At 57.2% G+C, this 11422-nt stretch carries 8 protein-coding genes; 6 read left to right on the top strand and 2 right to left on the bottom strand.

Annotated elements, in window-relative coordinates; genetic code table 11:
* The first annotated feature begins 9 nt into the window (after positions 1 to 9).
* Together glyQ and HQL76_00815 are read left to right on the top strand one after the other, a co-directional pair.
* Positions 10 to 900 carry a glycine--tRNA ligase subunit alpha gene (glyQ, locus tag HQL76_00820; GenBank protein MBF0107704.1) on the top strand — a complete coding sequence of 297 codons (891 nt, stop codon included), beginning with the start codon at positions 10 to 12 and terminating at the stop codon, positions 898 to 900.
* A gap of 13 nt (positions 901 to 913) precedes the next feature.
* On the top strand, positions 914 to 3019 hold the full coding sequence (locus HQL76_00815) for a glycine--tRNA ligase subunit beta (protein ID MBF0107703.1): 2106 nt from the start codon (positions 914 to 916) through the stop codon (positions 3017 to 3019).
* 255 nt (positions 3020 to 3274) lie between these two features.
* On the opposite strand, the gene prmB is transcribed toward HQL76_00815, so the two are convergent.
* Complete coding sequence (gene prmB / locus HQL76_00810; GenBank protein ID MBF0107702.1) at positions 3275 to 4192, bottom strand: 50S ribosomal protein L3 N(5)-glutamine methyltransferase; 918 nt, start codon at positions 4190 to 4192, stop codon at positions 3275 to 3277.
* Between the two features lie 219 nt (positions 4193 to 4411).
* On the opposite strand from prmB, the gene HQL76_00805 reads away from it, so the two are divergent.
* The 4 genes from HQL76_00805 to HQL76_00790 are packed head-to-tail and all read left to right on the top strand — an operon-like array spanning position 4412 to position 10127.
* Positions 4412 to 5419 carry a sigma-54-dependent Fis family transcriptional regulator gene (locus HQL76_00805; protein ID MBF0107701.1) on the top strand — a complete coding sequence of 336 codons (1008 nt, stop codon included), beginning with the start codon at positions 4412 to 4414 and terminating at the stop codon, positions 5417 to 5419.
* Complete coding sequence (locus tag HQL76_00800) at positions 5416 to 8241, top strand: hypothetical protein (protein ID MBF0107700.1); 2826 nt, start codon at positions 5416 to 5418, stop codon at positions 8239 to 8241. The genes HQL76_00805 and HQL76_00800 overlap by 4 nt, the downstream gene beginning before the upstream one ends.
* Positions 8238 to 9620 carry a sigma-54-dependent Fis family transcriptional regulator gene (locus tag HQL76_00795; GenBank protein MBF0107699.1) on the top strand — a complete coding sequence of 461 codons (1383 nt, stop codon included), beginning with the start codon at positions 8238 to 8240 and terminating at the stop codon, positions 9618 to 9620. The genes HQL76_00800 and HQL76_00795 overlap by 4 nt, the downstream gene beginning before the upstream one ends.
* Positions 9621 to 9653: 33 nt before the next feature.
* Positions 9654 to 10127 (top strand): hypothetical protein, encoded by a 474-nt coding sequence (locus tag HQL76_00790; protein ID MBF0107698.1) that lies wholly within the window; start codon positions 9654 to 9656, stop codon positions 10125 to 10127.
* Between the two features lie 108 nt (positions 10128 to 10235).
* Here the strand turns inward: HQL76_00790 and lsrF are convergent, their stop codons facing one another.
* The gene (lsrF, locus tag HQL76_00785) at positions 10236 to 11111 is read right to left on the bottom strand and encodes a 3-hydroxy-5-phosphonooxypentane-2,4-dione thiolase (GenBank protein MBF0107697.1); all 876 of its coding nucleotides are present in this window, start codon (positions 11109 to 11111) and stop codon (positions 10236 to 10238) included.
* Positions 11112 to 11422 lie beyond the last annotated feature (311 nt).

Here is an 11422-nt window from a genome sequence, read left to right as displayed (position 1 = left end):
GCGTTTTAGGTGACTTTTCAGGAATTGATCTTTGCCTTGCAGGATTATTGGTCCCGACAGGGATGCGTGGTGGTGCAGCCCATGGATATGGAGGTCGGGGCGGGGACGTTTCATCCCGGAACCTTTTTGCGCGTTTTAGGACCGGAACCGTGGCGTACCGCCTATGTACAACCCTCCCGGCGTCCGAGCGATGGTCGTTATGGCGAAAATCCCAATCGTCTGCAACACTATTACCAATTTCAGGTGATCCTGAAACCTTCTCCCGCCAACATTCAGGATCTGTATCTTGAATCGCTCGTGGCCATCGGCATCAGGCCGGGGCAGCACGACATTCGGTTTGTCGAGGACGATTGGGAAAGCCCGACCCTGGGGGCGTGGGGCCTGGGTTGGGAGGTGTGGCTCGATGGGATGGAGGTGACCCAGTTCACCTACTTTCAACAGGTCGGCGGCATCGACCTTGATCCGGTTTCGGGAGAGATCACCTACGGCCTGGAACGTCTGGCCATGTATATTCAAGGCCGGGAAAACGTTTTCGACCTGCAATGGTCGGGGGACATCACCTATGGCGATGTGTTTCACCAGAACGAGGTGGAATATTCCCGTTTCAATTTTGAGCAGGCCGATACCGCCATGCTGTTTCAACTGTTTTCGATGCACGAAAAAGAGGCCATTGCCCTGGCCGGGGCCCAACTGCCATTGCCCGCCTACGATCAGGTGATCAAGTGTTCCCACGCTTTCAATCTTCTCGATGCCCGCGGCGCCATCAGCGTCACCGAACGGGCAGGTTACATCGGTCGGGTCCGCAATCTGGCCCGGACGGTGGCGGAGGCCTATGTCCGGCAACGGGAAGTCCTGGGGCATCCGCTGCTGAAGAAATCCGCTACCCGACCCAATGGATGAAGAGGATCAGGCCGTGATGGAATTTTTATGGGAAATCGGTTGCGAGGAGATTCCGGCGGGAATGCTGCCCGAAGGGGTCGGGTATTTCGCCCAGGAAATGGAAAAACAGGTGCGGGAGGTGGGGCTGCATGTTTCGGGGACGACCCGGATCGAAAGCCAGGGGACTCCGCGGCGATTGATGGTGGCGGTGACCGGCTTGGCGGCCCGTCAGGCGGACCGGGTCGAGGAGATGCGCGGACCACCCGTGGACCGCGCCTTCGATGCGGCGGGCAATCCGACCCGGGCGGCGGAAGGCTTTGCCCGCGGTTGCGGCGTGACGGTGGCGCAACTGCGGCGCATCGAGACGTCCAAGGGGGTCTACCTGGCGTATTCGATCCAGAAAACGGGACAGGAGGCGGCGCAATTGCTGCCCGGCATCATGACCCGGATCCTGGAAGGGTTTCCCTGGCCCAAGACCCAGCGTTGGGGTGGGGGGCGGACGCGGTTTGTCCGGCCCATCGGCTGGATGGTGGCGTTGCTCGATGGCGCGGTGCTTCCTTTCGGGACGGTGGATGGTCTGATGGCGGGGAACCACACCGAGGGACACCGGTTCATGGGGCGTGGTCCGTTCACGGTCACGGGCATCGAGGGGTACACCCGGGCGTTGGCCGAGGGACGGGTGATCCTGGAGATGTCCCGGCGACGGGAAATCATCGAGGAGGGGGTTCATCGTCTTGCCGCCCAGGCGGGTGGCCGGGCGCGGGTGGCGGAGGAACTGCTGCTTGAAAACGCCAATCTGACCGAATGGCCGATACCGGTTCTTGGACGGTTCGATCCCGGTTACCTCGACATTCCTCCCGAGGTGCTGTCCACGTCGATGAAGAACCATCAGAAATATTTTCCCGTCGAGGATGCCGACGGCGGTCTTCTTCCCTGTTTCATCGCCGTTTCCAATACCGAGGTCTCCGATCCGACCCTGGTGGTCCGGGGATATGAACGGGTTTTGCGCGCCCGTCTGGAGGATGCCGCCTTCTATTGGCATGAGGATCGTCGCCAGCCGTTGTGGCAGCGGCGCGAGATGCTGAAAAAAGTGGTATTTCAGGCGCGTCTGGGAAGTTTGTACGACAAGACGGTGCGGATCGAGCGTCTGGCGGAGCGGCTGGTGGCGTTGGCGGACGGGCGTGTGGATCCAGAGCATGTCCGGCTGGCGGCGGGTTTGTGCAAGTGCGACCTGGTGAGTGGCATGGTGGGGCAGTTTCCCGAATTGCAGGGGATCATGGGCGGCTACTATGCCCGGCATGATGGCCTGGATGCCGCGGTGGTGGCGGCGATTGGCGAACACTACCGTCCCCAGGGGGCTGCGGACGGTTTGCCTGGGCATCTGGAAGGGCGTCTGCTTTCCATGGCCGACAAACTTGATACCCTGGTCGGTTGTTTCGCGGTCGGACTGGTGCCCACGGGCGCCAAGGATCCGTTTGCGCTGCGCCGTGCCGCCCTGGGGGTGATTCGCATCCTGCTTGATGCAAAAACGCCGCGGTTTCCTTTATTGCCGCTTCTCGAATCGGCGTTTGATGCCTATGCCCCGGGACTTCTGGAGCATTCGCGGCGACAGACGATCGATCATCTGATGACCTTCATCTACGGGCGGTTGCAGAATCATTTAAAAACCCAAGGTTTCGACCATGATCTGATCGATGCGGTTCAGGTGTTGGGATTGGATGATCTCCAGGATGCATGGCAGCGTGTCAACGCCCTGGACCGGTTCAGGAAACTTTCCTCGTATGCGGCTCTGGTGGCGGCCAACAAGAGGATCGCCAACATTCTACAGAAGGCGGAGGATCCCTGGCGGGAGCATTTCCTGGATGCCGCGGCGTTATCCGAAGCGAGCGAGCGGGATCTTTGCCAGAGGATTGATGCGACGGATCGGGTGGTGGCCGCAGCGGTGCGGGATGGCAATTATCATGATGCCCTGGATCATCTGGCCCGGCTTCGTCCCGAAATCGACACCTTCTTCGAAGCGGTTTTGGTGATGGATCCCGATGCGACGAAGCGTTTGAACCGTCTGGCTCTTTTGGCTCGGGTGCGCCAGGCGTTCCAGAGGGTTGCCGATGTCAGTCGTTTGGCGGGGCCGGAGGGGTGAGTGACTTCCAGAAGACGTAACTGCCCAGCCCCCCCCGGTTCGAGATTATTGAAAGAAAAAAGGGGTCTGGGGGATTGCCCCCAGGGTTTTGATTTTGTTTTTGATTTTGCGTCACTGCCCAGGTACCCCCAGACCCCTTTTTTCTTTCAATAATCTCGAACCGGGGGGTACCTGGGCAGTTACCTTTTTTCTTTCAATAATTAAACCCGAAAGCGGCCTGGGCGGTTACCAAACTTTTGGGGTTTCCCTTTTCCGTCAAATCGGCACCACATCGGGCCACGAAGGGCGATCCAGAAAAAAAACGCCGCTCGCCCCAAAATGAAACGGGATCCATTTTCCCGGAAATTCGGGCCAGAGGCGCATGAGTGTCTCCTCTCCTTCATCACCCACCTCACAGATCACCCCCCCCCCCGGTGCGAGAACCCCTCCCGCCTCGGCGAGAATACGCCTCACCAGATCCAACCCCGTCACCCCCCCGTCAAGGGCCATGGCAGGCTCATGACGGTATTCCCGCGGCAAGGTTGCCATGGTCTCTCGGGAAACATAGGGAGGATTGGTGACGATCAGATTGTAACGAACCTTGGGCAATCCCTGGAAAAGATCGGCGTGGAACAACAATACCTGCGCTTCGAGCCCAAATCGCGCCACATTGTCACGAGCCACCGCCAAGGCGTCCGGGGAATGATCGGAGGCGTGGATCACGGCCCCTGGAAAAGCCAAGGCCAAGGCAATCGCCAGACAACCGCTCCCCGTACACAGATCCAGGACCAACGGCGTTTCGGGAAGGGAAACCAAGGCGCCGAATCCCGGCTTGTCGTCGAACAGATTCTCGATGCGCGACCGCGGAATCAATACCCGCCGATCCACCAGAAAACGATGCCCGGCGAAAAAAGCCTCTCCGGTAATGTAGGCGGCGGGAAGACCACGGCCAATCCTTTGTTCGATGATTTGCTCCATTCGTCGCCGGGCATCGGCGGGAGGAGCGGCGTTCAAGGAGGAATCCAACGAATCCAAAGGGATGTCAAAAGCGAATGCCGTCAGGTATTCCGCCTCATGGTATGGATTTTGCATTCCATTTTCGAAACTCAGATGCGACCGGTCCAGGCGCAGCGCCAAAAACCGGATCCACGCGACCACGGGGGCCCGGGAACCTGGAAAAACGGTATTGTTCATCGCCTTTTTCTGATTTCGAGTTCGTCGTTTCTTCATCATGCCGCCATCGTGCCAAACGGGCCGGGAAAAAAAATGAGGCCGAAAACAAAGAAAGCAACTTGTTGAGGATGATTAATTGTCGTACTTTAGCCGTTGGAATTTTGACGCAATCAGGAAAACCGCCCCCGGTTCACCAAGGGCTCCCGGCCATATCCAACACAAAGACGCCTTATTGACATCATGTACGGAATCATCGGCAAATCCCCCCGGATGCAAAAGCTCTACAAGCTGATCGAAAAGGTCGCATCGTCGCAATCGACGGTCCTGATCCATGGCGAAAGCGGAACGGGCAAGGAACTGATCGCCAGGGCGCTGCACGACCTTTCACCGCGGGCCGATCAACCGTTCATCCCGGTCAACTGCGGCGCCATTCCCGAGGATCTGCTCGAATCGGAACTCTTTGGACACGTCAAGGGGGCGTTTACGGGGGCTGCGAACAATCGGATGGGACGGTTCGAACTGGCCAACGGCGGCTCCCTGTTTCTCGATGAAATCGGCGACATGAGTCCGAAACTTCAGGTCAAGATGCTGCGGGTGTTGCAGGAGAAAATGGTCGATCCGGTGGGGGCGACCAAACCGATCCGGGTCGATGTGCGGGTCATTACCGCCACCCACAAGAACCTGGAAATGGAAGTGGCGCAGAGCCGTTTTCGCGAAGATCTGTTCTATCGTCTCAACGTTGTTCCCATCAATGTTCCGCCATTGCGTGACCGGATCGTCGATATTCCCCTCCTGGTGGAACACTTCCTGAAGAAATGCGACAGTCCCATTGTCGAAAATTTCATCTCCGAAGAAATCATGGAACTTCTCAAGATCTACCCGTGGCCCGGCAATGTCCGCGAACTGGAAAACCTCATTGAACGGTTGACCATTCTCGCCGACGGCCAGGTCAAACCGGAAGACCTGCCGGAGAAAATGTTCAATGGCAGCATCGCCGAGGCGCCGGACGACGAGGATGGCGAGCCGCCGGTGATGCCGATCACCAATTTTGTGCATAATCCGATCGTCACCTCCGGAATCGATTTCAACACCGAAGTCGCCAACTTTGAGAACAATCTGATTCTTTCGGCGCTCAACTCCACCGGGTGGAACAAGAACAAGGCGGCCCGTCTTCTGAACCTCAACCGTACCACGCTGGTGGAAAAGATCAAGAAAAAAGGGTTGGAACCCGCGGGGACCGAGATATGACGAAGCGTCAATCTGTCATCGAATCGAAGAGGTTTTCCGGCCCGTCCGGAATCATTTTTGCCGCGGTTTTCGCGGTTTTTCTCGCAGTGTTTCCGGTTTCCGAGGCACTGGCTTTTTTCACCAGTTTGAAGCATACGACCGCCGACGAGGGAAAGCGCGAGGTTTTTTCCTTCACGATTCCCCCCGGAGCGATGAAACCAACGCTCGAACTGGTGGAGCCGACGAAACTTCTGTTGACAGTCCACAACATACTGGCGCTTCCGGCCAGTGACTTCAAAGTGGAGCGGTCTCCCTGGGTCAAGTCGCTTGCGGTGGAAAGCATTCCGGCGCGCAAGATGGGGCTTTGGGTCACGTTGGAACTGAAGAAACCAAACCTGAATTTTCGCGAATCGTTGGGAACCGAGGATCCGGTCACCGGAGCGCAATACCAGTTCGAAATCGACGAGGAACCCGCGCCCGAACCCAACGCCGCCATGAAATTGCGCGAGGGTCTGGTTCTTCCGGGGCGGGATGGGACGCTTTTGATTCTTTCCCATACCGGTTCGACCGAAATCCAGAAAAACATTGAAAAAGGGAGCAATCCGGTTGTCCGGATCCATCTGAAGGCGGCGCGTCTGGCGGAAACCTGGAGACCTGTCGTCGGCGGGGGATTGGTGGAAAATGTGTTCGCCTATGAATTTCCCGAAGGGCACTCGGAACTTGAGGTATTGCTCAACGAAAAGGCGCATTCGGTCCATTTCCATGAAAGCGCCAAGGCGGGCTATTTCATCGTCGAAATCCTGAGTCCCCGCGATGTCGGGCGCGACAGCGACGCCAAACGGATCATTGCCCAAAGGGAAGGCGACCTGGAGCAGAATATCGTCAAACCCCTCAACCGCCTGTTTCCGCTGTACGAGGCTTCCAGCGAGACCAAGATGCTTGCCAAGAAGGCAGTCACGGAGGATCATTTCTGGAAATCGGCCAGGGAATTCGAGAAGGACCACCGCTACGAGAATGCCCGCGGCTATCTTGGAAGCCTGCTCGAAACCTTTCCCGATACGCCGAACCGGGAGGTTATCGATTTTCTGCGGCTTGACCTTGCCCGGCGGATGGCGTGGAAACCGGGTTGGCTTCTGAGCGAACTGGAAACGGCCATTGCACGACACCCCAACTCCGCCAATCATCCGAGGCATCGGTTCCTGCAATTGCAATTGTTCAACGACGCGGGTCGTTTTGAAAATGCCCTGGGAATGATGAACGACCCCAATCTGCCACGCGAGAAGACGGTTTTACTTTTGGAACAGGCGCGAACGCACCTTGGTCTGGCCAAGGCCCATCCCAACGAATCCCGTTTCGCCACCGAGGCGGAAAACCTGCTGGATCAGGTGAACGCCCTTACGTTCGGTCATGGCGAACATGCCGCCACGGCCCATTATCTCAAGGCCCAGGTCAAGGATTTGAAACAGGATCCCGAAGCCACCCTTGCCGTCCTCGAACGGCTCACCCCCGAGCATCTGGGCTTTCTCGGCATGGTCCCGGATCGGATCATGGGCATTGCCGACCTGTATTACAAGTACGGCGCCTTTACCAAGGCGTTCCAATACTATGCCATGTTCATGGATGCCTTTCCCGATCAGGCCAACATTGTTCCGTGGGCCATGTTGCGGGCGGCGGAATCGAGTCTGCAACTGTCCCATGCCGCCCAGGAACGGCAGGAAGTGGAACTGGCTCGGGAACGGCTCGAAGATGCCCGAAGGCTGTTCGAACGTCTGCGAAAACAGTATTCTGGTTCCGATGCCGCGGTCTGGAGTCAGATTTTTCAGTTGGGCCTGGAACAACAACTGACTTTCAAGGAACGTCTGGAAAAACTTGACAAGGTGATCGCCTCGATTGCCCTTCCCAACGCCCTGGCGGAGGCCTATCTGGTGCGGGGCGAACTGCTGGGAAACGATCGCCAGTACCGTGAAAGCATCGAAACCCTGAACAACCTGCTTACCATGACAGAAAGCACTGCGGTCGTGCGTCGCGCGGTCCGGCTCAAGAAGGAGCTTCTGGAAAAAGGGATGACCGCCGCCATGGAGGAAGGGCGTCCCGAGTTTGCCGCCTTGCTCGGGGAAATCCATGGTCAGGATTGGCGCAAGGATCCGGAATTCGCCAGGCCACGCATTCTCCTGGCCGAGGCGCTCATGCAGATGGGAGACAACGTCACCTCGATGGCGGTCCTTGAAAACCTCGATGATGATGCCGCCGACTCCTTGCGGCAGTTGTCGCGGATTCTTGCCACGGGCAACTGGTTGCAGGAAGCGCGCGCGGAGGGAAAACTGGGGGGCGCCATGACCCGCGAGGTGGCCCGGGTCCGTCTGGCCGAAGCGGGGCGATCGCTCGACAGGGAGGAGTGGGAAGCGGTGCAACTGCTTCTGGAACCGCTTCCGGAGGGATTGCTTGGCGACCGTGACCGGGAACGTCGCCTCCGTCTCATGGCCAAGGCGGAATTGGGGCGGGGCCGGTTTCCCCATGCGGTCAAACATCTGGAATATCTTCTTTCCAACCGCCCCATGGGCGATGGCCTGGATTATTACAACTATGCCACGGTCATTCAACTCTGGAAGGGGGATGAACGGGCACTTGAACCCTTCCAGAAGGTTGCCCAGGAGGCCGAAGACAAGGAGATTCAATCCCTTGCCAATATTCGAGTTGGCGATATCCTGCAAAAATCGGGTCGTTTCGAAGAGGCCAGACAGCGATACCTGAGCGCGGCCGAACTGGCTCCGGGAACCTCCTGGGCACGGGTATCCTCCGAAAACGCTTTACAATTGGAAATGGCTATGGAAGCCGGCAGGTGACCATGATGACGGAGCGCAATGAAATCATCCTGATCGGACATGACACCCTTGCCCTGAAGAACCTGGCGGGTCAGATCGCGGCCCATGGATGTCGGCCCTCCCTGATTCCTTTCGGCGATGATGTTCGTTCCCGGATCGGCAATTCCACCGTGGGGATGGTCATCGTCGCATTGGATTCGGGCAGCGAGTCCCTGGAATGGATTCGGGAAATCACTTTTCTCCACCGTGGTCTGCCGGTCCTTGCCGCCGCCATCCAGGGCAGCGTGACCGATGCCAGGGAGGCCATCGGTATCGGTGCGGCGGACTATCTGATGCTGCCCATCGAAAACGAACTGCTCAAAACCCATCTCAACAATTATCTGGCACGCTTTTTCGATCCGGAGCTTGGCAACGGTCGCCGTCTGTTGTCGAGCGATTCGGGCATGAAACGTCTGCTCAACCAGATCCGGCGGGTTGGAAAATCCCAGGCCACGGTGTTGATTCAGGGGGAAAGTGGTACCGGCAAGGAGTTGATCGCCCGGTTTGTCCATCAGGTTTCCGACCGTGCCAGCCAGGCCTTTATCGCCCTCAACTGTGCTGCGTTACCGGAAAACCTGCTTGAATCGGAACTCTTCGGCCACACCAAGGGGGCGTTCACCGGGGCCATCACCGACCGCAAGGGAAAATTTCTTCAGGCCAATGGCGGGACCATCTTCCTTGACGAAATCTCGGAAATGTCGCTCAACCTTCAGGCCAAGCTGTTGCGGGTCTTGCAGGAACGGGAGGTCGATCCGGTCGGCGGACGGGGCGCGGTTCCCCTGGATGTTCGGGTCGTCGCCTCGACCAACCGTGATCTCAAGGAATGGGCCGAAGAAGGAAAATTCCGCGAGGATCTCTATTATCGTCTCAACGTCTTTCCCGTCTCCCTGCCGCCGTTGCGCAAGCGGGCAGGGGACATCCTTCTGTTGGCCAATCATTTTCGCAAACGGTTTATCTCCGAACTGGGACGCAATGACATTCCCTTCGCCCCTGCCGCTCTGAGCGCCATGGAAAATTATTCCTGGCCGGGAAACATTCGCGAGTTGGAAAATGTCATTCAGCGGGCGCTGCTCATGGCGGAAGGGCGGGCGATCGAACCGGAGGATTTGATGATCGATGCCGAACCCACTCTTGAGGATGAAGAGCGCGGGTCTTCGGGATCACATTCTTCGACCGCTTCCTTGAGTGAAAATGCGGAGGCGATTCGTTTGCCCATCGGGACCACGGTGCGGGAAATGGAGGAAATCCTGATCCACCGCACCCTGGATGAGGTCAACGGCAATCGGACCCGGGCGGCGGAGCTTCTTGGCATTTCCATTCGCACCTTGCGCAACAAGCTCAATGAATATGCGGCGCGTTGACGTGACAATCCGGTTTTCCGTGGAATCCTTCTGATGCCCACTCCGGTGCCGATGGGATATCGATTTTTTTTCTTTTGGGTCCTGATTCCGTTTTTGTTGCTGACGGGGTGCGGTGACTCTGCGGACATTGTGGTGGATCCCCGGTTGCGCATGGGTGACGGCCTGTGGGAACAGGGGAAGAGAATCCTCTTTCCCGCCGCCTATTGGCGTGACAAGGCAGCCTTTTTTGGTCGCATGGTGGCCGAGGAGCAGAAGCGCCATCGCGAGGCGACCCAGGCCTACCATGATGTCCTGAGTGACCGGCGCCGGGAGATTGCCCAGGCCGTCGCGACGGCGGTGCGAGCCGCTCAGGATCCTTCTCGGGCAAGGCGGGAGGTCATCGGGCGTTTTCGCGAGAAGCTGGATCCGTTGCGGGAGCGGTCAAAGGAGCATGCCCGGGCGATGCGCGACGCGATGGACCTGGTACAAAAGGCCAGGGAACAGTTGAAAATCGCACTGATCCGTTAACTATATTTTAGTAATATTTATATACAAAACTATTAAAAGAAAAAAGGGGTCTGGGGGCAATTCCCCAGACCCCTTTTTTCTTTCAATAGTTTTTCCGATACCGCCTTCTTAGTTTTTGATGCTTAAATAATATTCATGGGCATCCTTGGGGCGCATGTTTTCATGAACCACCTTGCGAACAGCCTGAATCATGGCGATGGGGGCCTCGGACTGGAAAATGTTGCGTCCCATGTCCACTCCCGCCGCCCCCTGGTCGATCGCCTCCCAGGCCATGGTCAGGGCTTCCAACTCAGGCATTTTTTTGCCCCCGGCGATCACGATTGGTACCGGACAGGAGGCGGTTACGGTCTCGAATCCCTCGGAAACGAAATAGGTCTTGACATAAGTCGCGCCCAATTCGGCACAAATGCGGGTTGCCAGACGCATGTATTTGGCGTCGCGGGTCAATTGTTTGCCCACCGCCGTCACTCCAAGGACAGGAACGCCAAAACGGTTGCCCGCCTCCACGAGTTGCGTCATGTTCTGGATGGACCGGGTTTCGAACTCTCCGCCGATGAACACCTGCACCGCCACCGCGGCGACATTCAGGCGCAGGGCATCTTCCATCGATACCGCCACGTTTTCATCGGATAATTCCTTGAGAATGCTGGGTCCCCCACTTGCCCGCAACACCACCCCCTTGTTGAAGGTTGGCGGCGTGATGGAACGGAGAATCCCCCGGGTACACATCAAGGTGTCGGCATGGGGAAGAAGGGGATTGATGGTGACATCGATCCGTTCCAATCCCGAGGTCGGTCCCATGAAATAACCATGATCCACGGCCAACATCACCGTTTTGCCGCTCTGGGGCGAAAAAATGTGGGACAATCGGTTCTTCATCCCCCAGTCCAGATGCTGACACCCCTTGAGCGGAAATGGGGCGGAGGTTTGGGGAACCCCCAAATGAAATTCCTTGGTTTCGGGAATGCTGTCGGTATCGGCCATGCGCGGTTGTTCCTGGTGGTTGGTTGATCAAGGTCTTTCCATCAACCGAATTCTAAAACAATTCCCGGCATTAATGAAGCGTTTATCGTTTTGAAAAAATCGATGCGTGCCTCAAACCTGTTTTTTGATCGCAAAAGACACGCGAAGTCCATACCAGCGACAATTTGAACATAATACATGAATATCTACGTTTTTTTACATGAATTCGATTCCTTGAACCTGCATGGGATCCTGTATATTATTTGCGCGAATTAATGTTCATTCATTTTTCCAAGTGGTGTCGATGAAGACAGAACGGGCACGTTCTGTCC

This window comes from Magnetococcales bacterium (genome assembly GCA_015228815.1).
GTDB lineage: Bacteria > Pseudomonadota > Magnetococcia > Magnetococcales > UBA8363 > UBA8363.
Note: the sequence above shows the minus strand (reverse complement) of the source record. Positions and strands in the feature narration are given on the sequence as shown.

Excerpts from the sequence above, each read along its gene's own strand:
- HQL76_00790 (MBF0107698.1), top strand. The coding sequence starts at position 9,654 with ATGCCCACTCCGGTGCCGATGGGATATCGATTTTTTTTCTTTTGGGTC.
- HQL76_00805 (MBF0107701.1), top strand. The coding sequence starts at position 4,412 with ATGTACGGAATCATCGGCAAATCCCCCCGGATGCAAAAGCTCTACAAG.
- HQL76_00800 (MBF0107700.1), top strand. The coding sequence starts at position 5,416 with ATGACGAAGCGTCAATCTGTCATCGAATCGAAGAGGTTTTCCGGCCCG.
- lsrF (MBF0107697.1), bottom strand. The coding sequence starts at position 11,111 with ATGGCCGATACCGACAGCATTCCCGAAACCAAGGAATTTCATTTGGGG.
- prmB (MBF0107702.1), bottom strand. The coding sequence starts at position 4,192 with ATGAACAATACCGTTTTTCCAGGTTCCCGGGCCCCCGTGGTCGCGTGG.